The organism is Bacillus sp. FJAT-25509 (assembly GCF_001420605.1).
Classification (GTDB): domain Bacteria; phylum Bacillota; class Bacilli; order Bacillales; family Bacillaceae_G; genus Gottfriedia.
Genome location: NZ_LJIZ01000034.1, coordinates 12,780 through 35,869 on the forward strand (window position 1 = coordinate 12,780; position 23,090 = coordinate 35,869).

Genomic DNA, 23,090 nt, shown 5'->3' on the forward strand with positions numbered 1-23,090 from the left:
CCCACACTATAGGATTATTTGTGTTTTAATATTTATCCTCCAGAAACTACTCCAAAGTAAAACAGTCTAACACCTCAATCTTCTAAAACAAATGGCTGGGCTACCTGGATTCGAACCAGGGCATGACGGAATCAAAATCCGTTGCCTTACCGCTTGGCTATAGCCCATTGATGTAACATCAAGGATCAACTTCTCCGAGTAATCTTCATGAACCCGCTCCGCAGGATTTTTTTTATGTTGTTTTGCTTCCACTTCTAGAATTAACTCATCAAGATAAAAAACAATCCGACATTTAAAATATTTAAGGTCTAACTCCAAAAACCCACTCTTACTATTTTTCTCCAAATAAAGAAAAAAATACTACAATTTGTAGTAATGAATGGCGGTCCCGACCGGGATCGAACCGGCGATCTCCTGCGTGACAGGCAGGCATGTTAACCGCTACACCACGGGACCATATGAAGTTAATGGTGGAGGATGACGGGCTCGAACCGCCGACCCCCTGCTTGTAAGGCAGGTGCTCTCCNAATGGTGACCCGTACGGGACTCGAACCCGTGTTACCGCCGTGAAAGGGCGGTGTCTTAACCGCTTGACCAACGGGCCAAAAAAAATATGGCAGAGAAGAAGGGATTCGAACCCTCGCACCGCGTAAACGATCTACACCCTTAGCAGGGGCGCCCCTTGAGCCACTTGGGTACTTCTCTATAATAATGGCTCCGCAGGTAGGGTTCGAACCTACGACCACTCGGTTAACAGCCGAGTGCTCTACCACTGAGCTACTGCGGAAAAATACTAATCTTTTCATCAAGTTTTGTAACGTGATGACAAGTATTAATATAAACTAAATGCATATTAGATGTCAACACTATTTATAATAGTTTTAATGGACTTTTGCATATTCCACATACATAGCGACTAGTGTCCACTTTTCTTTTTCTTAAAAAAGCTTGCCCACACCCTGAACATCTATATTTATACTTATAGGAATGCGTTCTTTTTTTTATTGAATTTAGTGGTTTGCAATACCTAGGTGCACCTACCTTTTTTAATAGTTCTTTAAAGTCTCTATCCTCATGCTTATATCCTTTTTTCATAATATGAAGATGATAATGGCACAGCTCGTGTAATATGATCCCCTTTAGCTCTTCAATTCCGTGTTCTTCTAAATAAAATTTATTTAATTCGATATTGCTTGTTTTTAATAAATACCTACCACCAGTTGTCCTTAATCTAGTATTAAAAGAAGCTTGGTGGAGAAATGGTCGCTCAAAATAAGTGATTGATAGTTCTTCAACCAGTTTTTGTATCTCCTCATTATCCAATTATGAATCGCCATCCTTTTTTCTACTTTATTATAACTGAACAACTCACAAATTCTTGGGTATGCGCATACATTAAACTTACAAATGAGAATTTTAAAAGATCTTATTAGTACGATTTATGCTAAATGGGCTGCTCTTAGTAAACCTCTCTACAACGGCGTAATTTTTACTATCCAAAATGAACAATACAGTTATCCTTTTTATACAACGTATCGGAAGGTTACCCCTCACTCATTTATTTCATCGCCCATCCTCAAAAAAGATGGGCGAAGATTTTTAAGTTGGAGGTTTTCATCATGGTAATGCCTAGTTGGCTTAAAACTCAAATTCAAAAAGCATTTTATGAAAAAAACCGTTATCAAATTAAATTATTAAATCAATGTTGGTTTTATTATCAAAAAATTAAGCTTTGACGATTTCTTTCGATTCAATTGGTAGCATAGATAAACCTACTCTTTGTTTCTTTTGGTCTACTTCAGCAATCCATACCTTGACTACTTGACCAACCGATACAACATCAAGCGGATGCTTAATAAATTTACTACTCATTCTAGAAATATGAACAAGGCCATCGTTCTTTAGCCCAATATCAACAAACGCACCAAAATCGACTACATTTCTTACTGTTCCTTCAAGTTCCATTCCTATTTTTAGGTCTTCAATTTGAAGAACATCTTGGCGAAGGATTGGTGCTGCTAATTCATCTCGTAGATCTCTTTCAGGTTGCATTAATGATGCTAAAATATCCTTTAGCGTAATTTCACCAATATCTAGTTGCTCTGATACTTCTTTTAAATTAATCGTCTTTAACTTTTCTTTCAATTCACTTGAACCAATTTGACTCGTTGAGAATTTTAATTGCTTTAATAATTTTTTTACTTGTACGTAGCTTTCCGGGTGGATACTTGTACGGTCTAAAGGCTCATCTCCTTCTAGAACACGTAAAAATCCAATACATTGCTCATATGTTTTAGCGCCTAATCTAGGTATTGTTTTAAGCTCTTTTCGGTTTGTAATTTTCCCTTTTTCGTCACGGTAATTAACAATATTTTTCGCTACTGTCTTGGACAAGCCCGATACGTATTGAAGTAGTGAAACTGAAGCTGTATTTACATTTACGCCAACTTGGTTAACAGATGTTTCAACTACGAATGATAATGATTCATTTAAGCTCTTTTGAGATACATCATGTTGATATAATCCTACCCCAACAGATTTAGGATCTATTTTCACAAGTTCTGCTAACGGATCTTGTAGTCGTCTTGCAATTGATACTGCGCTTCGTTCCTCAACTTGGAAATCAGGGAACTCTTCTCTTGCTAACTCAGATGCTGAGTAAACACTTGCACCAGCTTCATTTACGATTACATAATAAGTATTATTTTTCATTTCTTTTAAAATTCCAGAAATAAACAGCTCTGTTTCTCTCGAAGCTGTACCGTTTCCAATTGCGATCATTTCTATTTTATATTCGATAAGAATATCTTTAATTTTTGCAACTGCTTGTTCTCTTTTATTTCTTTGAACCTCTTCCCTTTCACCTTTGAAAGGATGAGGGTAAATCACACCTATTTTAAGAACTTTCCCCGTCTCATCTACTACTGCTAATTTACAACCTGTACGGAATGCAGGATCTACTCCTAGCACGATTTTCCCTTTTAATGGTGGTTGCAGTAATAATGAACGCAAGTTTTCTGAGAAAATATTAATCGCGTGTGAATCAGCTTTTTCGGATAATTCTTTACGAATCTCTCTTTCAATTGAAGGCTGAATTAATCTTTTATATGCATCTTCAACGACTTCCACCAGGATTGATCGTACAAAAGTGTCCTTTGTAATAACCCTTTTTTCTAAATATAAAATAATCTCTTCAAAAGGAGATTGAATTGCAACCTTTAATATATCTTCTTTTTCAGCACGATTCATTGCTAGTATTCTATGTGGAACAATCTTTGAAATTGGTTCAGAGTATTCGTAATACATTTCGTATACTTTTTTCTCGTCTTTTTCAGAGTCTTTTACAGTACTTTCAATCGTTCCCTTTTTGAAGGTAACTTCACGAATCCACTTTCGATACGTAGCATCGTCTGCAATCCATTCCGCAATTATATCTTTTCCACCTTGAATAACTTCATCAACTGTATTAACTTCCAGTTCAACATTTATGTATTTTAACGCTTCATCCGCAAGTGAACCTTCATTTGGCATTGAAAATAACCATTCTGCAAAAGGTTCTAACCCTTTATCTTTAGCAACTGTAGCGCGAGTTCTTCTTTTTTCTTTATATGGTCGGTATAAATCTTCAACTTCTTGTAGCTTTGTAGCTAATGTAATACTTTTACGTAATTCATCAGTCAGTTTCCCTTTTTCCTCAATTAAACGGATTACTTCATCTTTTCTCGTTTGAAGATTTACAGCATACTCATATTTTTCTAAAATGGAATGAATTTGCACCTCATCAAGAGATCCTGTTTTTTCTTTTCGATACCTAGCAATAAAGGGAATCGTATTTCCTTCTTCCTTCAATTCAATTACGGTAGCTACTTGTTTCGAAGTAATTGTTAAATCAGATGCAATTTTATTAATCAATTGTTGTGACAAAAATAACGCCTCCAATTTTTGGGAATTATATAAGACCTAAAATAACCCTTTCAAGACGAAAGGGTTACAAAACATTTATTATAATCTATGTAGGTAAAGCTGCTATAAAAGCAACTTTAAAAATCAACAAGTCCTAAACTGATTTGCAACGCTTCATCAACCTGATCCATCATCTCATCATCAAGATGTGTTATCTTATCGGTTAATCGTTGTTTGTCAATCGTTCGAATTTGTTCTAGTAGTATAACCGAATCACGTTCAAATCCATATTTTTTAGCATCGATTTCAACATGTGTTGGAAGCTTTGCTTTTTGGATTTGTGCTGTAATCGCAGCGACTATAACGGTAGGACTAAAACGATTACCGATATCATTTTGTATTATGAGAACCGGACGAACTCCACCTTGTTCTGAGCCAACTACAGGGGAAAGGTCTGCAAAATATACGTCGCCACGTTTTACTATCAAGTGATTACCCCCCGCTAACTAAGCGCTCCACTTTAGAATCCGCTTCAGACTCAGCATAGAATGACTCAGAAGATATTAATAAGTTGATTTTAGCCATTTCCATGTATCCACGTCGCATGTGTTCGCGACTTTGGCGTCTTTTACGATCTTTTAAAAACATCTTAGTCGCTTGATAAATATACTCATTTCGATTACCGTTTTCTTGCTTTACTAATCCATCTAGTTCGCTTACTACGTGTTTTGGTAAACGTACTGTTATTTCAGTTGTCGCATTTAGTTCGGACAAGTTTCAGCACCTCCAGAATCAACTATTACCCATATATCTCCCTATACTACATCATACCATTATTTTCAGTGATTGGAAAGACACATATCTTCGCTTATCTTAACCAAAATACAGTGTTTCATACTTTAATACATCAAATTACAATTAATCTGATACTAGATAATTACTTATGGACTTAATATTTCCATTCTTTTTATATACTCTTGGTACCCTATGATTTATAAGGCAAGTTACTTCATAATTGATTGTATTCATATGTGCAGCGACTTCCTCAGCCGTTACTGCTCCATCCTTACTTTCTCCTATTAAAGTCACTTTTGTACCAACAGGATAATGTTTAGAAAGCTTGATCATACACTGATCCATACAAACTCTACCAACTATTTCTGCCTTTTCACCTTCAACCAACACAGAAAATCCTTGCATATCTCTAAGCCAGCCATCCGCATAGCCAATTGGCAACGTCGCAATCCACTCTGAATCAGAAGTAAAATACGTTGCACCATAACTTACACCACTATTTGCTGGTAATTGCTTAATATGTGAGATTTTCGTATAAAGCGATAGTGCTGGCTTTAATGTAAATGGTAGCATTGGTTTTATTTCTAAAGATGGAGTTAAACCATACATGATAATACCAACACGTACAGTATTAAATAGGTTAGTTTCTAATGCAGCCGCTGCACTGTTTGCACAATGAATTAGCTCAGGAGCGAATCCACTGCCTTTAACCCATTCTATACATTCATAAAATTTGTCTACTTGCTCATTAAAATAAGATCTATTTAGCTCATCAGCAGTAGCGAAATGTGTAAACAAACCTTCCAGTATAATTGATGGATTTTTTCGTAAGATCGATGCAGCTTGCTCCCATTCAGATCTTGTTTTCAGGCCTAATCTACCCATCCCAGTATCAAATTTAATATGAATCATTGTACGATCTGTGCTTTTTAGATTTTTAGAAATACCTTCTAACCAATCAACATTATATGCCGTTAAAGTTAATTTATTCTTGATTGCAACGTTAATATCCTCAGGTCTAGTTGCCCCCAACACTAAAATCGGCGCCTCTATTCCCGCGTTACGCAGAAAAATCCCTTCATCAATAAAAGCAACTAATAATCTTGTTGCACCAGACTTTAATGCTTGTTTCGCTACTTCTACATAACCATGTCCATATGCATTCGCTTTTAAAGCTACATATATTTCTTGATGATTAGGGTAAAGCGATACAATATTTTTGATGTTTTCTTCAATAGCATCTAAATCTACTTCTACCCATGTGTCGCGATAAAATGATGTTTCTGTCATGAACTACACTTCCTTATCGATTTACCCATTACTCTTTTTTTATATGTGTAAAATTATTTGCTTATTTTACTATAAATGTCAACCAATATACTACTCAATTTTAGTTTATTTAAAATTTAAAAAGGCGTGATAAAGCATCATCACGCCCTTTTAAGTTTGAAAAAAAAATATTATTTTGTGCCTGTATCTCCGACTGATTGGGCAACTTGAATTAACTCACCTTGAGTTAAGTTTTTAGAAACAATCGTAAAGTCTGTTCCACCGTATGACCATGTAATCATCTTATCTGATAATGCTCCTACTGTTTTACCTAAATCGACTGGTTCACCAGTGATCTCCATCGTTGTTCCAGACTCTGAAATCCGTGCTTTTTGCTCTATTAAAGTAAACGATTTTTTATCACCTTTATATGAAAGGATAACTTGAACACCATTATCTGTTTTTACTTCTTGTTGATCATCTAACACTACACCATTCATTAAATAATTAGGGTAAAGTGTAACTAATAAATCAGGATCATTTTCTGGATTTGTAGAAGTAGGTACACTTAAACGAGCGCTTGTCATATTTTTCTTCACATCAAAAGCATCATTATCAAATTTCGCATTGTATTGTACTTTATCGAATTTAACGTCCAACACAACATTTTTATCTGTATCTAATAGTTTTACTGATTCAGGTGTCAGACCTTTTTTATTAAAAGTAATTTCTTGTGTTGGGAGCAATTGTCTATTTGTGTAATTTGTTTTTGTTTCAAACACATATCCTTGCTTTGTTGTTTTAAACGTTGCATTCTTATCTTGTACTAGGTCATTAACCAATGATTCCGGTAAATATGGCTGACTGCTGTTTGATGGCCAATCACTTTGGAAGCGATAGCTTTTATTTAATGCTGGTGTTAAAACAAACACACCCTCTTTGTTTCTTAAAATAATTTGGTTTTGATCACTCTTAGCATTTTTTAGTTGTACACGGTAGTAAGAAGGCTTTTTATGCCAAATGACTACTTCATACTTTTGAGGATCATTCCCGTTATTAATTGTTAATGTTGCATCGGCCTTATAGCCATTCATTTTTTCCATCTGATTGCTAAGAGAACCTACAACATCATCTTTCGATTTCGTGCCACATGCAGCCAATGATAGTACTAACATGATTGTCAAAAGCATCGCTACAAGCTTTTTCTTCATCTCCCCAGCTCCTTTATTCCTCTTAAATTGTAAAAAAGAGAATTTTATGCAAAGGCTTATGAATAAATGTGCGCGAGTAGCTTAGAAGTAAAATCTAGATTTATTCATGCACGTTGCAACCTTGCTTCTTATATCCTCATGAAACTATATGAGGTCAAGCTCTAAAATATGCAGACTAGCATGACAAGCTAATTTAAAAAATTTAAAGAAAACTCTCTGATTGGAGAGCCTGTTAGTGAAGCCAATGGTGTAGTTACACATATTAATTAATCCTTAAAATTTAGCAACTACGTCGTATACAAAAAAAGAAAAGTCACTCAAATGAGTGACTGTTTAAAAGGGTATTATATTTGCTGTAAGACCACTTGAGCAGCAGCATAATGTTCTGTATGCGTAATTGATAAAAACGGTATAAACGGCAAATCAACGCTTAATACAGGCTTACCTTTTCCGTCATTTAAGATTTCAATATCATGAAATCCTAATTCTTTCCCAATTCCTGTGCCAAAAGCTTTTGAACAAGCTTCTTTTGCGGCGAATCTTCCTGATAAAAATTCAAGTTTTCTTCGTTCTGATAAGTTTTCGTATATTTCATATTCTGCTTCAGTTAAAATCCTTTTCGCAAACCGGGGCTGCGAGCTAGTAATTTCTTTCATTCGTTCAATTTCTACTAAATCTAATCCAATACCTACGATCATATTTCCTCACCCTAACTTTCGAGTACTACGGTTTAAAATAAAAACTTGAATCATTAATCATTTCAATAGACGGATGAGCTTTCAGATCATCCATTAATTGAAATAATGCATTATCTTTTTGTTTCGCTTCAATCATACAATCAATTTGCCTAACCGAGCCATAAATATCATTTAAAAATGTAATAAACATGTTCGGGTCCACAAAATCGGCATGAGCACGTATGTCTTTCTCATCTCTAGGACTTGATATATGCATTTTCATTGGCAAGCTCGAAACTTTCCATGTATCGACTGCAAAACTCCAGTTTTTAACCCAATCTTCATTTGTGTGATTAACTAGATGATGATGATAGTCAAATACAAGCGGTACTCCTAATTTTTCACAGGCAAATAATGTTTCATCAAACGTAAAGGTAGTATCATCATTTTCAAACATTAGCATTTTTTGAATTTGCGCAGGAACAAGGCTGAAATTCTCTATTAATTGCTCCAGTGATTTTTCCTTATCATCATACCCTCCACCAATATGTAGTACACATCTTTGTTCTGTATTAATCTTCATCGCTTTTAAAAGCTGATAATGCATTTTTAAGGTTTTTACTGATGTTTTTAATAACTCTTCATCAGTTGAGTTCAAGATAACAAAATGATCCGGATGAAAATCAATCCTCATTTCATTCGTAATCGCAAATTTACCTAACTCAAGTAAACTTTCCTTTAATGGCTTTATGTAATTCCAATCTGCTACTTCTTCATGATTTGCTAAAGGGACTAATTTACTACTCAGGCGAAAAAAAGATATATCATGTGCTTTGTTGTGCTTTAGTAGTCTTAGACAGTTATTTATATTAGTATTAGCAATTTGCTCTAGCTTACGAATAGCCGCATCTTTATCCTTTTGTTTTAAAAACTGAGCAACCGTCATTGTCTTTGATGGCGAGGCGTTTTGTAAATTCATACTCATTGCGACATATCCAAGTCTTACCAACATTATCATTCCAACTCTCATATGTTTTTAGTTAGTGTATGGAATCTGTCCAAATTCACGCATTACAAGAAAATAAAATTATAAACAAAAAAGGTACATGGATTTTACCATGTACCTTAACTAGTTACTTATTTACTGCTGTCTTGTGGTTTGCGTTGTCCACCACGGTTGTTATCACGAGAACCTTCGTTACGTTTGCCACGGAAGTTTCCTCCGCCACGGTTATCACGGTCTCCACGACGTCCATCTCCACGACGATTATCGCTACGACGTCCATCTCCACCGCCACGTCTATTTTCGCCACGACGGTATCCGCCGCCACCGCCACCGTTTCCTCCGCGTCCGCCACGGTCACGTTTGACCATTGGTGGCTCATCAGTTAAACGAACTGGTGTTTCATTTGGCTCTTTTGTTAGCATTTTTAAAGCTGCAGCTACAACACTTACAGAATCATGCTCTTCAAGCAATTCTTCTGCAATACGTTTGTAGAATGCTAAATTATCACTTTCCATAGTCGAAGTTAATTTTTCAGCAATGATACGTTGTTGACTTTCAATTGCTTCGTCTAATGTAGGTGCAGTCATACGTTCCATACGACGTTTAGTTGTACGTTCGATATTTTTTAATTGATTAAACTCACGAGGAGTAATAAATAACATCGCTATACCTGATTTTCCAGCACGTCCTGTACGTCCAATACGATGAACATAGCTTTCAGGATCTTGTGGTATATCAAAGTTGTATACATGTGTAACTCCAGAAATATCTAATCCACGAGCTGCTACATCAGTTGCAACTAAAACATCAATTGAACCAGCTTTAAATTTACGAAGTACTTGCTCACGTTTCGCTTGTGATAAATCACCATGAATACCTTCTGCAGCATATCCACGTAAGTTTAATGCTTCTGATAATTCATCAACACGACGTTTTGTACGACCGAAAATAATCGCTAATTCTGGTGTTTGAATATCTAATAAACGTGTAAGAACGTCAAATTTTTTCTTTTCTTGAACTTCAATAAAATGTTGTTCAATGTTAGGCATTGTAACTTCTTTTGCTTTTACTTTTACGATTTGTGGATTTGTCATGAAAGTTTCTGCAATGCGACGAATTGGGTCAGGCATAGTTGCAGAGAAAAGAAGTGTTTGTTTGTTTTCTGGAACTTCTTTTAAGATCGCTTCAATGTCTTCAATGAATCCCATATTTAACATTTCATCCGCTTCATCTAATACAACTGTATTTACATTGTTTAGGCGAATTGTACGACGGTTAATATGGTCTTGAATACGACCAGGAGTTCCAACAATAATATGTGGGAATTTTTTTAAAGAACGCATTTGACGATTAATATCTTGTCCACCGTATATCGGAAGGATTTTTACACCTTTATTCATACCGATTTTGTGTAATTCTTCGCCAACCTGAATAGCTAGTTCTCGTGTAGGAGCGATAACAAGTCCTTGGACATTGTTACTATCTACATCAATTTTTTCTAGTAATGGAATACCAAAAGCGGCTGTTTTACCAGTACCAGTTTGCGCTTGACCAATTACATCATGGCCTTGTTTTGCTAATGGAATAGTCTGCGCTTGAATTGGTGTAGCTTCCTCGAAGCCTAATTTTTCAATCGCAAACAGGATTTTACTACTTAATCCTAATTCTTGAAATGTTGTCAATTTGGTTAATCTCCTTTGTATCTCAATTGATCTATAAAAATTTAAAATATTATATGTTTCGTGACTGTTTCATATGGAAGGTTCGTTTTTAGTGGAAAACAATAGTCCGAAGTATCATGAAAAGGAAACAATATCTACCCATTATACGGACATTCTATCTAAAAAGCAAATGAAGTTATATTCTAACAATTTGGTTTCCAAACTATATTTTACCCTTAAATTATCTTTAAATTCGCTATAAAATCATGTTTATAGCCTTCTTCATCCCTTATATTACGAACAGTTTTCATTTGTTAAATTACGCGTATAAAATTTTCACTTCATATATTTTTACACGCTTTAAGCGAAGAGAAAAACTAAGCGAAAAAGGAATACTTCTATCCCTATTTCTCCTGCCTTCCCCTCTCTTGATTATATACTTATCCCTGATTTACTAGTGCATTTACAACTTCTTCTAATTTCATTCCCCTAGAAGCTTTAACTAATACTAGGTCATTTGGTCCTACCTGTTGTAATAAATCTTCAATTAACTTATTTTTATCTTCAAAGCTTTTTACTTTTGAAGAGTCCATTTGTTCAAAAGCTGACTTTGCTGCAAATTTACTTAATGGTCCAAAAGTATAAAGATAATCGAAATGAAGATTTACGACTTCTTCTCCAATTTCTTCATGAAAAGCAATTTCTTGATCACCTAATTCTAGCATGTCGCCAAATACAACAAATTTTCGATTATAACCCTTTATTTCTGAAGCAAATAAAAGAGCCGCTTTCATAGATGTAACACTTGCATTATAGGCATCATTAATAATTGTTATTCCATTTTCATTCTTTACTAGTTCCATACGCATTTTTGTCATTTCTAAATTCTGCATACCTGAACTAATTTCATCCCATGTTAACGAAAACTTTCTCGCAACTGCAATAGCTGCTAATGTATTACTAATATTATGTTTGCCTAGTACACCCAATTTGAAACGGACATCGTTAGCTTTATTTATTTCAAATTCACTGCCAGATTCATTCATATCAATAAATGTTGGATATACATCATTACTTTCGCTAAAACCAAAAGTTTCGATTGTATAGATTAGGTTTTTGTCTTTTGTTCCTTCGATTAATAACGGTTCATCGCCATTAATGACAAGTAATCCACTTTTTGATAGTCCACTAGCAATTTCAAGCTTCGCCTTTGCGATACCAGCTCTTGAGCCTAGTTCTTGCATATGAGACTCGCCAATGTTTGTAATTATTGCCGCGTCAGGCTCAGCTAAATTAGATAAAAATTCAATTTCTCCAAAATTGCTCATACCCATTTCTAACACAGCAACCTCTGTATCTTCTGCCATCGCTAATACTGTTAATGGAAGTCCAATATGATTATTAAAGTTCCCTTGAGTTTTATGTACTTTATATTTTGCTGAAAGAATGCTAGTTAAAATATCTTTTGTCGATGTTTTCCCATTACTTCCTGTTATACCAACTATTTTACCATTCCACTCACTTAAATATGATTTAGACAGCTTTTGTAAAGCCTCTAATGTATCATCAACCAAGATGACAGATGCGTTTGTTGGTACATTTGAAAATTCTCTAGAACAAAGTACTGCGCTAGCACCGTTTTCAATTACTTGAGGTAAAAATTGATGCGCATCGAATTTTTCACCGATCAGCGGTATAAATAATTTTCCATTTAAATCTACACGAGAGTCTGTTGAAACTCCGTTGATAGTTAAATCTTCACCTTTTAATTGGCTACCAGGGATCATATTAACGATTTGAGATAAAGTACGTACGATTGACATTGTCACCCACTCCTCTTCTATAGCATTTTTCTTCTATTCACATGAAAACACTATTCAACCATGAATAGTGTTTTCAATTGTTAAATATTATATTTAATTTGTTGTTTTTGTTCGTAACGTTCGATCGCTAGGTCTATTAATTTTTCAATTAATTTTGGATATGTTAATCCAGTAGCCTGCCATAATTGAGGATACATACTGAACGGAGTAAATCCAGGCATTGTATTAACTTCATTCATTAATACGCCACCATCTTCAGTTACGAAGAAATCAGCACGTGTTAAGCCAGAGCCATCGATTGCTTTGAACGCAACTTCTGCATAATGTTTAATTTTTTCATATGTTTCAGTTTCAACAGGAGCTGGGATAATTAGACCAGTATCGCCACTCTCATATTTTGCAGTATAATCATAAAATTCTACTGATGGTTTGATTTCCCCAACAACAGAACATTCAACTTGATCATTACCTAATACAGCAATTTCAATTTCACGTCCAACAATGTTTTCTTCAATAATTATTTTACGGTCAAATTGGAATGCTTCTTCAAATGAAGCCATTAATGCTTCACGATTTTTAGCTTTCGTAATACCAACACTTGAACCTAAGTTTGCAGGTTTAACAAATACTGGATAGCCTAATTCTTTCTCGACTGCTTCATAGCAAGTCTCTGCATTTGCTTTCCACTCAGTTTTTAAGAAATGTACATATTTAGCTTGAGGAATTCCAGCTTGAGCAAACAAGTTTTTCATAATCACTTTATCCATACCAGCTGCTGATGCTAATACACCATTTCCTACATAAGGAATATTTAATAGTTCAAGTAAACCTTGAACTGTTCCATCTTCACCATTTGGTCCATGTAATAATGGGAAAATAACGTCAACTGGGCCAGTTGAATCTTGATTTGAAGCTGCAGGAATAATTGATGAAGTTAACGCGACAGGAGCGATTTCATTTACATGTTGATCCTCATTTGAGAATTTTAAAGCTGCAACACTTTCTACTTTCCCCTCAATTTGTTTCCCTTGTAACCATTCGCCTTGTTCTGTTATATAAATTGGATACACATCAAATTTTGTGTGATCTAAAGCAGAAATAACGGCAAAAGCTGTTTGTAATGATACTTTGTGTTCAGCAGATTTACCGCCATATAATAATCCTAACTTAATCTTCATGATGTTCCCCCTACTATTTTTTGCTCTACCTATTGTACCACTTTATACAAATGTGTATAAGCTTTTATGGGTAGAAACCTATTTTTCTTTACAACATATGCAATGATAGCTGTTTTGTGATTTCTTTACAACTAAAAAAAGCATAGCTCTACATGAACTATACTTAGTGTGTGGACGAGAATAATAAGAATCACATTTGTTGACAAAGTAACAAAGAAAACAAGTGTCGCGAGAACTATTGCGCTATACCCTGTTGACTATCTCTAATCGCTACTTTTTCATCAAGTGAGCGATACATTATTCCTGATAATACAACTCCAGATCCAAGAATAACAAAAAGCCATATTCCTAATTTTAAATCAAATAAAAAGCCCCCAAGTAAAGGTCCAAGAAATCCACCAATCGTCCATTTCATACTACCAACCGCCATATAAGTCGCTCTTAAATCTTCAGGTGCAATATTCGCCACAAATGTCATTTGAACTGGCGACATCACCATTTCTCCAAAGGTATAGTATATAAAGATAATTGCCAATAAAAATAGAATCATCCACTTACCTAACCCAACTGAGAGGAAAAATGGTGGTGCAAGGCCGATCGATAAAATACCTAGGCCAAATAAGATGGTTCCATAAAACATCGTCTTTCCGATTGAACGCTTCGATAAATAACTTGAAATTGGAAATTGCAAAAGAACAACTAACAATCCATTAAGCGACATTAAAAATGGGTAAGGATTCCACATACCAAATTGCGATTGAAAGGTTTGTTTAAAATAAAGTGGTAGCATTCCTTCAATTTGTGAGAAACCCGTTGAAATAATCACACCTGTTGCTACATAAAAAAGTAATAATTTATCAGATCCAATGATTTTCATAACCTTTTTAAATGGTATTTTCGTTACATCATTCTTTCCTTCATTATTCATATCTGCAGGAAGTGTTTCTTTTAATAGAATTAATTGTGCAATACTATAAAGTCCTAAAGCGATTGCTGCAATATAAAATAAGCTGTCTTTAGAAAAGTAAACAACTGAACTTCCTAATAATGGACCGATCACAGTACCGACATTACTTCCAACCCTTAATAAACCATATGCTTCAGTTCTTTCTTCTGGTTCAGTTACATCAGCTACCATTGCAGAAGCTGCCGGGCTAAAAAACGAGTTACTAATACCTAGTAAAATCGATAAAATTAAAAATGCTGTATAACCTTCTGCTAAAGCAAAGGATACTAAAATAAGAGATGTTCCAAGCGTCGAAAAAACCATCATACGTTTTCGACCATATAAATCGGCGAGTCTACCACCTGCCATTGAACCAAATAAAGATGCTATAGGTGAAATAGACATAATAAATCCTACCTTTAGCATTGAATCAACTTTTCCTTCTAGGTATAGAGCAAAAAATGGCATAAGCATCATCATCGCACTACTTGTAATCGTTTCTCCAATTACTCGAACCCACACATTACGATCCATACCTTTTAACTTTTTAAAAAAATTCATCCTTAAGCTACACCTCCTAGTGCATCATAACTTCCATATTTAAATCGTATCGGAAGAATTTTAAGTTACAAATTACTTTATACACGTATCCGATAAAATATGTTATACAAAACAAAAGGGCGTTCAGATTGACTTTTTGTCATCTGAACACCCACTCTTTTTTTAAACTTTTAAACTTGTTCTTTTGAAGAAACTGAGAACATCAATCCCAAAAAAGTACCTAATAGAAATAAGGTTGAACAAGAGCCCATCAATACTATGCTCACCGTTAGGCTTATGCCCGTATGTAAGAAACCGCTTCCAGTGAAATATAGTAAAAAAAGAATAAGACCGATAAAAAAGGCAATACCAGAATATTGAGTATATGTTTCAACGATTTCATTATCAGTGCGCTTCATAATGATTAACCTCCCGTTTCGTCTTTTTTGTGAATTGCAATACCTAATTTGTGACAACTTTGTGACACTTTTATATTAACACACTTATTTCGCAATTGTAAATATTTTCAGAAAACTTTTTTCGTAAATATTTAGGACAATCTTTTAAAACTAATAAGTAACATAAACAACCTCCCCTACTAAATTAACAAATATAAAAAACCGAGACGAATAGCCATCTCGGTTCAAATTTAAATTTTTTTAATTTAGTTAAATATCCTTAAAGTCTATTTAAGGAAGATACTCTTATAATTACCATAGCCCTCTTCATCCATTTTTTCATATGGAACAAATCTTAATGCAGCAGAGTTTATACAATAGCGCAGGCCCTCAGGCCCAGGTCCATCATCAAAAACATGCCCTAGATGCGAGTCAGCTTCAGAACTCCTTACTTCAATACGCAACATCCCATGGCTATAATCCTTCTTCTCTTCAATTTCACCTTTTAAAATTGGCTTTGTAAAACTTGGCCATCCACAGCCTGAATCAAATTTATCTAATGAACTAAATAAAGGAAGTCCTGATACGATATCAACATATATTCCTTTTTCTTTATGATTCCAGAACTCATTTCTAAATGGTGGTTCAGTTGCATCTTCTTGAGTAACAGCATACTGAATTGGTGTTAGTTTTTTCTTTAACTCCTCTTGGCCCGTTTTCCAGTTTTCCTTTAAAAATTTTTGACGACCAGATCCTTTAAAGTAAAGCTGGTAACGAATCGGGTGCTTTTTATAATAATGCTGATGATATTCTTCTGCTTCATAAAATGGTTTTGCAGATAAAATTTCTGTCACAATTGGTTTCTTGAAAACGCCACTTTTCTCTAGTTTATCTTTCGATACATGAGCTTGCTCTTTTTGATTTTCATTATGATAAAAAATTGCAGTTTTGTATGAACTACCACGATCATTAAATTGCCCACCTACATCTGTTGGGTCAATTTGTTGCCAAAATAAATCCAATAATTTTTCATACGGATAGACTTCTGGATCAAATGTAATTTGAACAGCTTCATAATGACCTGTTAAATGCGTGCATACCTCTTCATATGTTGGGTTTTCTTTCTCCCCACCTGTATAGCCTGACACAACTTTTATTATTCCGTCCTGTTGATCAAACGGTTTTACCATACACCAAAAACATCCACCAGCAAATGTAGCCAATTCTGTGCCCATACCTTTACTCCTCCTAAAAATTGTCATTAATTATATTTACCATATCTAAAAGACGATATAAATATTTTTGCTTAAAAAGACCAATTGCTAACTTGAAAGAATTAAGATTTGTATGTAAAATTATACGATAATTACACAGGAGGAAATTAGATGTTACAAGAATTTAAGAAGTTTGCTTTAAAAGGAAATGTACTAGATTTAGCAGTCGGGGTAATTATTGGTGGTGCATTTGGTAAAATCGTATCTTCTTTAGTTGGAGATATAATGATGCCAATTTTTGCACTGATCATAGGAAAACAAGACTTTACTGCTTGGCATTATCATCAGATTAAATATGGCTCATTCATCCAAACAGTAGTCGACTTCCTTATCATCTCAATCTCGGTATTTTTCTTTGTTCGATTAATTAATAGACTTTCATTTAGAAAGAAAGAAGTAGAAGAAGCAAAACCAGTTGTTCCTACTAAAGAAGAAGCTCTACTTATTGAAATACGTGATTTATTAAAAGAACAGGTTTCAAATCAAAAAGGTATAAGCTAAAAGCTTATACCTTTTTGATTTTTCCGTAAGAAAATATAAAAAACCTCGTACTATACTAATAATAATACGAGGTTAATAAACTATTAGAATTTTCCATAGCCTAAGAAGTGAGAACGAACCCAGCTATTGCTTAAGCTGATTACGCTAATCCCTTTACTTCCGGCATGAACCATTTTATTTCCACCAATGTAAATACCCATATGTGAAGGACCATTAATATAAGTATTTTGTAAGAATACTAGGTCACCAGGTTGTGGAGAGCTGATTTTTGTAGCATTGCTCCAATATGTTTTTACATTTCCACGAGAGATGCCATATCCATTATGTGAATATACATACCAGATGAAACCACTGCAATCGAAACCGCTTGGAGACGTTCCGCCAAATACATAAGGTACACCTTGGAATTGTAAAGCATAATCTACAAGTGAACCAGTTGCTACTGGACCATCATCATTTGAATCTGATTTAGGTTTTGAATCTGAATTTGAATCTGAATTTGAACTAGAATTTGAACTTGATTTCGAATCAGAATTTGAACTAGTTTTAGCAGCTGGAGTGCTAACGCTGTCATCTTCTTCATCATCGCTAGATAAAGCAGCTAGTTCAAGAGATTGTTGCTCAAGACGTTGAACTCTTTCATCTTCTTTTGCATTCTCCAGTTCTTTAACTGCTAACTTTAAGTTAGCTTCAGCTGTATTTAATGATTTTTGCTTTTCAGCTTGTGATTTAGAAAGATCACTTTGTTGCGCAACTAAATCTTCTTTTGCTGTTATTAAAGATTCTTTCTTCTGATCAACAAGTTGTTTTTCTTTTACTACTTCTGCTTGTTCAGACTTTTGTTCTTTAATGATATTTTCATCAGCTTGAAAAAGTGTTGAAATTGAGTTTACTCGATTAAAGAAATCTACGATTGAATCAGAATTAAATAAAACGTCTGTTACTAGATTAACTTTTGGTTGCTTTTGCATTGCAACTAAACGATCCTCTAATAAATCGTTACGTTTTTGAATTCTGTCTTCTAAATATGTAATTCTTGCTTTTTTATCTTTAATGATTTCTTCTGTTTCAGAAATTTCTGCTTTTTTTGCTTCTATGTTTTGCTTAGTTGTTTTAATTTGTTGATCTATTTTCTCTATCTCGTTGCTTAATTCTTTAAATTGTGATTGGAACTTATCTACTTCAGCTTGCTTTTTTTCAACTTTGCTATCAGCTAATACTGAAGCATTTGGCGCTAATGATAATACTATTGTACTTGCCATCGCCAGCACTGCTAGTTTTTTTCTTAACATTTCAGCGTTTCTCCTCTCGCTAATCTACGTAAATATTTATACCATAGATTTCCGAAGAGAGTCGCAATTGTTACAATATTGTAATATAAATGATAAATATGTCTTTATATGTCGATAAATTATCATCTTTTATTAAAGGAAACGAAATAAAACACTTCTATATTATATAGAAGTGTCAGTATTGATACAAATAACACAAAAACGTTAATTATCTATCTACGAGAGTTTTCGATGTAAACTCTGTCATTTCTAACTAAATCTTCATATGTTTCGCGACGAACTACTTCTCTTGAAACACCATCTTTCACAAACACTACTGCTGGACGACGGATACGGTTATAATTATTAGCCATTGAATACCCATAAGCACCCGTGCAAGATACAGCTAATAGATCATTGTTTTGTACAACTGGTAAGTTACAATCCCAAATTAGCATATCGCCACTTTCACAGCATTTACCAGCAATCGATACAACTTCTTTATTCTCATCATTTGCTCGATTTGCAAGCATCGCTTCGTATTTTGATCCGTATAGTGCAGGACGAATATTATCAGTCATTCCCCCATCAACAGATACATATTTACGAATTGAAGGAAGAGTTTTTGTTGAACCAATCGTATAAAGTGTTGTTCCAGCTTCACCTACAATACTACGTCCAGGTTCTAACCATAATTCTGGTAACTTGTAGTCTAGCTCTTCACATTGTTGTTTAATAATAGTAGTAATTTTTTCTATATGAATAGCAACAGCTAAAGGCTCATCTTCTGAAGTATAGCGAATACCAAAGCCTCCACCTACGTTTAATATTTCAGCTGTAAATCCTAAATCGTTTTTAAGTCCATTTAAAAAGTTCATTAATACATTGATTGCATGAACAAATCCGTCTGGTTCGAAAATTTGAGATCCTATATGTGAATGTACTCCTAATAATTTAAGGTTATTTGAATTTAATGAAACTCCCACTGCTTCATTAGCTTGACCAGACATAATATCGAATCCGAATTTAGAGTCTTCTTGGCCCGTCATTACATATTCATGTGTGTGTGCTTCAACACCTGGTGTAACACGTAATAATATTGATACTTCTTCATTACGTTGTTCAGCTAAGGCCTGTAATACTTCTAGTTCAAAGAAATTATCGACTACAAAACAACCGATTTTTGCATTTAAAGCTTCTTCAATTTCCTCAATTGTTTTGTTGTTTCCGTGAAAGTGAATTTTCTCAGCTGGATAACCTGCTTGCAAAGCTGTATATAACTCTCCACCAGAAACAACGTCTAGACAAAGACCTTCTTTTTCTATTAAGCGGGCTTGTTCAACACATAGGAACGCTTTACTCGCGTAAGCAACCTGATATTTCATTCCCGTTTCTCTTAAAGCTTCATGGAATTCCCTACATTTTGATTCAATTAATGCTTCGTCATAAATGTATAGAGGTGTACCGTAATTTTTTACTAAATCTACAGTATCACAACCTCCGATTTCTAAATGTCCTTCATTATTAATTCGACTATTACCATGTAAATACATTCGTATTCTCCCTTCAAATCAAATGTAAGATCATTCTAAGAAGCTAGCTTCAATGTATTAGTGTATTAAAAAAGACACATGAAGGATATGTTCATGTGCCTATCGCTTTTAAAAAGGACTTAGCCAATCACATCTCTTCAATAGCTCTTCACAAACACATGTGACAGTACTACATTTATTAAATGTAGTCCCAGAAATAAAATGTGTGGCAATTTATTTCTTCGGCATAGGATCCTTTCTCATTTCGTCATAGAACCCACAGTTCTCTAAAATGATACTCATATACAATGCAACCTCTACGAATAGACTGTTATTTTTTATATTAGTCTATGTATAACACAGTCTAAAAATAGATGTCAAACCATTTCTGAATAATATTGTCGATTTATATTCACTTCATACACACAGCTTTTCCTTTTCAAAATAATATCTATAATATAGAATATGTTTTATGCGAGAGAAAAGGTGATTCAAAAATGAAAAATCATTTAAATAAATATAAATTAAATCTAAAAAAAACAAACCACTAACAAACTGTTAGTGGTTTTTCTTTTTTGTTGCCTTATTACAACACTCTTAACTGAAGTAGAAAAAATTGGACAGGGGTGAATAGATTGCGTTCAAGCAAAATAGCAGTACTTTCAATATGTAGTAACACATTCATCGTTTTATTAAAATTAATAGTCGGGATTTTTACAGGTTCCGTAGCAATTATCTCGGAAGCAATTCATTCTTTATTGGACTTAGTTGCTTCAGTCATTGCCTTTTTCTCTGTAAGGATTTCAAACAGACCACCCGATAAGGAGCATCCTTATGGTCATGGTAAGTTTGAAAATATTTCAGGTACAGTCGAAACAATCTTAATATTTGTAGCTGGTATTTGGATTATCATTGAATCTGTTGAAAAGTTACTTCATCCTACCCCAATAAAAATGCCAATTATCGGTGTATTCGTCATGTTAATTGGAGCGTTAATCAATTGGAGAGTAGGAAAAATCGTTCAAAAAGTAGGAAATGAAACTCATTCTGTTGCAATGCAATCAAACGCTTTGCATTTATTAACAGACGTTTATTCATCACTCGGAGTTGCAGTAAGTTTAATTTTAGTAAGTCTTACTGGTTGGGAATTTCTCGATGCATTGATCGGAATTGGAATCGCAATTTATATAATGAAGGAATCAATCGAACTTGGACGTAAATCGTTTACTCCCCTACTTGATACTGGGCTTTCTACAGATGAATTAAAACAAATCGAAAATGTATTAAATTCTTTTAAATCCCAATTTATCGAATACCATGACTTACGCACGAGACGTTCGGGTGCTGAGGAACATATAGATTTTCATTTAGTATTACCATCATACATGAGTATTGAAGAAGCCCATTTACTATGTGACAAAATAGAAGATGAAATAAAAAAGGTTTTAGTAGATCCTAAAATATTAATTCATGTCGAACCAGAAAATGAAAGAATACAAAAAATTGATTTCCTAAATACTTCTTCTAGAGAAGATCAGGAATTACAAGGAGTAGGAAATTCATTAAAAGGATAATTTGAAATCAGAAATTAAAAAACCCCACAAGGATTTTATACTTTGTGGGGTTCTTTCTATTGAAAGGACTTTTACTAAATAATAATTTCATCTGAAGGTTGCTCTGAGTCGTCTCCTTTTAGTTTTTGAGCTCTCATCGTAACCATTGCATAGCCGATTGCCATAATTATGCCAAAAACATATCCACCAACTGTAAAGATAATTGTACGTGAGTAATATGCTTTTAATCCATACGTATCAACCATCCACCATTGTGCAATAGCAAATAGTATATCTTTAATAATCCATGCGACAAACAAATACTGAAACACTTTAAATAGTGAAGGATGTTTATATAATTTTTTACTTTCTTCACGATCTTGCCCCTGTATTGCAGCAATATCAATCATAAAATAATATGGTAACGGCTTTCTCATAGCCATTAAAATTAAAAATACCACTACAACCCCAAAGTGATAATACACATTGTACAAAATTAAGTTTTTTGCAGAACCTAATGCCATTAAATCTACAGCAGTACTAACAGTTAATGTTGAGATAATAAAAATACCAGTAACATTAAACTGTTTAGTATACCAAAAACGAAATAAAGTATATAAAATCCCAGGAACCGTCGGTAAAAGCATCGCCCAATAGTCACTAAAATAGTGTTGTAATACTTTATATAAAACAAGCGGAAATACTAAATACAAAATTAGATCGTAAATAATTAAATTACTTTCTTTCTTCATTTATATAACCTCTTTTTTTAGGCTGTTTTCGTCATAATCGTTGCTATTTAATTGTATGATCAATGTTACTAAAAACAAAAATCAATTAGAAAGAGCCATATTTTATTTTGAATTACCACAATTTTCAAACTATCAAATTAACAAATTGTTAAACATGATTATAACAAAAAAATCTAAGAGCATAAACTCCTAGATTTAGTGTGTGGACAAAAGCGAAAAATTAACTCTATTGGCCAAGTGACTTTTTTAAACCATTAATTAATCCGGCATGTAGCCCTTCATGGAAAATGTTAAAGCTAATCATGTCTCGAACAGTCTTAATTTCAAAACTACCTAGCTTAATCTCTTTTAGAATACTTTCATCTAAACGTCCTTCATATGTAGAAATAACTTGTTCAACTTGTTGTTCTAATAATGTAACAATTTCCTCATATGATGGTGGCTCCTCTTGCCAGTCACTTGGTTTAGTCCCACCTTTGAAAAAGTCAATGAATTCCTTTGAAAGATGACCAACATCACCAGTGTTAGCATAAAGTAATTGCTCATATGCCCCTAGTACATGACCAGCATTCCAAAGAATATTATTATTGAATCCTGCTGGTACTACATCTACAACTTCTTTTGAAACAGAACTAAGAACTTTCAAAGTATAAACCCTTGTAAACCTAAGTTGTTCAAAAATAGCATCTGCCATCTTGATCCCTCCAATTAATGTCATTATTAATAATATCGTATCATGAATGAGAGAGATTTTTCATGAAAAAGATTTTATCTCTCTATATACAGAAAAGCGTTTTAGA

General features: G+C 34.0%; 21 protein-coding genes, 5 tRNA genes and 1 riboswitch. Of the genes, 3 read left to right on the top strand and 23 right to left on the bottom strand.

Features of this window, described 5'->3' with window-relative positions; translation table 11 throughout:
* Positions 1–92 precede the first annotated feature (92 nt).
* The 6 genes from AN960_RS21230 to AN960_RS21255 form a co-directional block, all read right to left on the bottom strand.
* A tRNA-Gln gene (locus tag AN960_RS21230) sits at positions 93–167 on the bottom strand.
* Between the two features lie 213 nt (positions 168–380).
* A tRNA-Asp gene (locus tag AN960_RS21235) sits at positions 381–456 on the bottom strand.
* Between the two features lie 73 nt (positions 457–529).
* Positions 530–604, bottom strand: a tRNA-Glu gene (locus AN960_RS21240).
* 10 nt (positions 605–614) lie between these two features.
* A tRNA-Ser gene (locus AN960_RS21245) sits at positions 615–705 on the bottom strand.
* Positions 706–712: 7 nt separating this feature from the next.
* Positions 713–787, bottom strand: a tRNA-Asn gene (locus tag AN960_RS21250).
* A gap of 83 nt (positions 788–870) precedes the next feature.
* Complete coding sequence (locus tag AN960_RS21255; protein ID WP_056476041.1) at positions 871–1,323, bottom strand: SprT family protein; 453 nt, start codon at positions 1,321–1,323, stop codon at positions 871–873.
* Between the two features lie 302 nt (positions 1,324–1,625).
* Between AN960_RS21255 and cmpA the strand changes: the two genes are divergently transcribed.
* Positions 1,626–1,736: a cortex morphogenetic protein CmpA gene (gene cmpA, locus AN960_RS24650; protein WP_088044329.1), complete on the top strand. Its 111-nt coding sequence runs from the start codon at positions 1,626–1,628 to the stop codon at positions 1,734–1,736.
* On the opposite strand, the gene AN960_RS21260 is transcribed toward cmpA, so the two are convergent.
* The 13 genes from AN960_RS21260 to msrA all read right to left on the bottom strand — a co-directional run bounded on the left by AN960_RS21260 (position 1,726) and on the right by msrA (position 16,642).
* Positions 1,726–3,924: a Tex family protein gene (locus tag AN960_RS21260; RefSeq protein WP_286131774.1), complete on the bottom strand. Its 2,199-nt coding sequence runs from the start codon at positions 3,922–3,924 to the stop codon at positions 1,726–1,728. The genes cmpA and AN960_RS21260 overlap by 11 nt on opposite strands.
* Before the next feature lie 116 nt (positions 3,925–4,040).
* The gene (gene ndoA / locus AN960_RS21265) at positions 4,041–4,391 is read right to left on the bottom strand and encodes a type II toxin-antitoxin system endoribonuclease NdoA (protein WP_056476047.1); all 351 of its coding nucleotides are present in this window, start codon (positions 4,389–4,391) and stop codon (positions 4,041–4,043) included.
* A 4-nt stretch (positions 4,392–4,395) separates the two neighbouring features.
* Complete coding sequence (locus AN960_RS21270; protein ID WP_056476050.1) at positions 4,396–4,677, bottom strand: CopG family ribbon-helix-helix protein; 282 nt, start codon at positions 4,675–4,677, stop codon at positions 4,396–4,398.
* 144 nt (positions 4,678–4,821) lie between these two features.
* On the bottom strand, positions 4,822–5,988 hold the full coding sequence (gene alr / locus AN960_RS21275) for an alanine racemase (RefSeq protein ID WP_056476052.1): 1,167 nt from the start codon (positions 5,986–5,988) through the stop codon (positions 4,822–4,824).
* Between the two features lie 170 nt (positions 5,989–6,158).
* Positions 6,159–7,178 (bottom strand): LolA family protein, encoded by a 1,020-nt coding sequence (locus tag AN960_RS21280; protein WP_156339745.1) that lies wholly within the window; start codon positions 7,176–7,178, stop codon positions 6,159–6,161.
* Between the two features lie 344 nt (positions 7,179–7,522).
* Positions 7,523–7,876, bottom strand: coding sequence for a holo-ACP synthase (gene acpS, locus AN960_RS21285; protein ID WP_056476057.1), 354 nt, complete (start codon positions 7,874–7,876; stop codon positions 7,523–7,525).
* A gap of 25 nt (positions 7,877–7,901) precedes the next feature.
* Entirely contained in the window at positions 7,902–8,867 is a 966-nt protein-coding gene (gene uvsE, locus AN960_RS21290; protein ID WP_056476171.1) for a UV DNA damage repair endonuclease UvsE, read from the bottom strand.
* A gap of 125 nt (positions 8,868–8,992) precedes the next feature.
* Complete coding sequence (gene cshA, locus AN960_RS21295; RefSeq protein ID WP_056476060.1) at positions 8,993–10,543, bottom strand: degradosome RNA helicase CshA; 1,551 nt, start codon at positions 10,541–10,543, stop codon at positions 8,993–8,995.
* 419 nt (positions 10,544–10,962) lie between these two features.
* A complete protein-coding gene (locus AN960_RS21300; protein ID WP_056476063.1) occupies positions 10,963–12,345 on the bottom strand; it encodes a UDP-N-acetylmuramoyl-tripeptide--D-alanyl-D-alanine ligase in 1,383 nt (460 codons plus the stop codon).
* Between the two features lie 80 nt (positions 12,346–12,425).
* Positions 12,426–13,526 carry a D-alanine--D-alanine ligase gene (locus AN960_RS21305; protein ID WP_056476066.1) on the bottom strand — a complete coding sequence of 367 codons (1,101 nt, stop codon included), beginning with the start codon at positions 13,524–13,526 and terminating at the stop codon, positions 12,426–12,428.
* A 232-nt stretch (positions 13,527–13,758) separates the two neighbouring features.
* Positions 13,759–15,030 carry an MDR family MFS transporter gene (locus AN960_RS21310; RefSeq protein ID WP_056476069.1) on the bottom strand — a complete coding sequence of 424 codons (1,272 nt, stop codon included), beginning with the start codon at positions 15,028–15,030 and terminating at the stop codon, positions 13,759–13,761.
* Between the two features lie 170 nt (positions 15,031–15,200).
* A complete protein-coding gene (locus tag AN960_RS21315; RefSeq protein WP_056476072.1) occupies positions 15,201–15,428 on the bottom strand; it encodes a hypothetical protein in 228 nt (75 codons plus the stop codon).
* A 266-nt stretch (positions 15,429–15,694) separates the two neighbouring features.
* Positions 15,695–16,642, bottom strand: coding sequence for a peptide-methionine (S)-S-oxide reductase MsrA (msrA, locus tag AN960_RS21320; protein WP_286131775.1), 948 nt, complete (start codon positions 16,640–16,642; stop codon positions 15,695–15,697).
* 150 nt (positions 16,643–16,792) lie between these two features.
* On the opposite strand from msrA, the gene mscL reads away from it, so the two are divergent.
* Positions 16,793–17,182, top strand: a complete 390-nt coding sequence (gene mscL / locus AN960_RS21325) for a large-conductance mechanosensitive channel protein MscL (RefSeq protein ID WP_056476078.1) — start codon at positions 16,793–16,795, stop codon at positions 17,180–17,182.
* Between the two features lie 83 nt (positions 17,183–17,265).
* On the opposite strand, the gene AN960_RS21330 is transcribed toward mscL, so the two are convergent.
* Both AN960_RS21330 and lysA read right to left on the bottom strand, forming a co-directional pair.
* Complete coding sequence (locus AN960_RS21330; protein WP_056476081.1) at positions 17,266–18,474, bottom strand: C40 family peptidase; 1,209 nt, start codon at positions 18,472–18,474, stop codon at positions 17,266–17,268.
* 212 nt (positions 18,475–18,686) lie between these two features.
* On the bottom strand, positions 18,687–20,006 hold the full coding sequence (lysA, locus tag AN960_RS21335; protein ID WP_056476084.1) for a diaminopimelate decarboxylase: 1,320 nt from the start codon (positions 20,004–20,006) through the stop codon (positions 18,687–18,689).
* A gap of 133 nt (positions 20,007–20,139) precedes the next feature.
* Positions 20,140–20,313, bottom strand: a riboswitch (Lysine riboswitch).
* 307 nt (positions 20,314–20,620) lie between these two features.
* On the opposite strand from lysA, the gene AN960_RS21340 reads away from it, so the two are divergent.
* On the top strand, positions 20,621–21,559 hold the full coding sequence (locus AN960_RS21340; protein WP_082459629.1) for a cation diffusion facilitator family transporter: 939 nt from the start codon (positions 20,621–20,623) through the stop codon (positions 21,557–21,559).
* A 74-nt stretch (positions 21,560–21,633) separates the two neighbouring features.
* On the opposite strand, the gene AN960_RS21345 is transcribed toward AN960_RS21340, so the two are convergent.
* Together AN960_RS21345 and AN960_RS21350 are read right to left on the bottom strand one after the other, a co-directional pair.
* Positions 21,634–22,290, bottom strand: coding sequence for a VC0807 family protein (locus AN960_RS21345; RefSeq protein WP_056476087.1), 657 nt, complete (start codon positions 22,288–22,290; stop codon positions 21,634–21,636).
* A gap of 226 nt (positions 22,291–22,516) precedes the next feature.
* The gene (locus tag AN960_RS21350; RefSeq protein WP_056476090.1) at positions 22,517–22,984 is read right to left on the bottom strand and encodes a DinB family protein; all 468 of its coding nucleotides are present in this window, start codon (positions 22,982–22,984) and stop codon (positions 22,517–22,519) included.
* Positions 22,985–23,090: the final 106 nt, after the last annotated feature.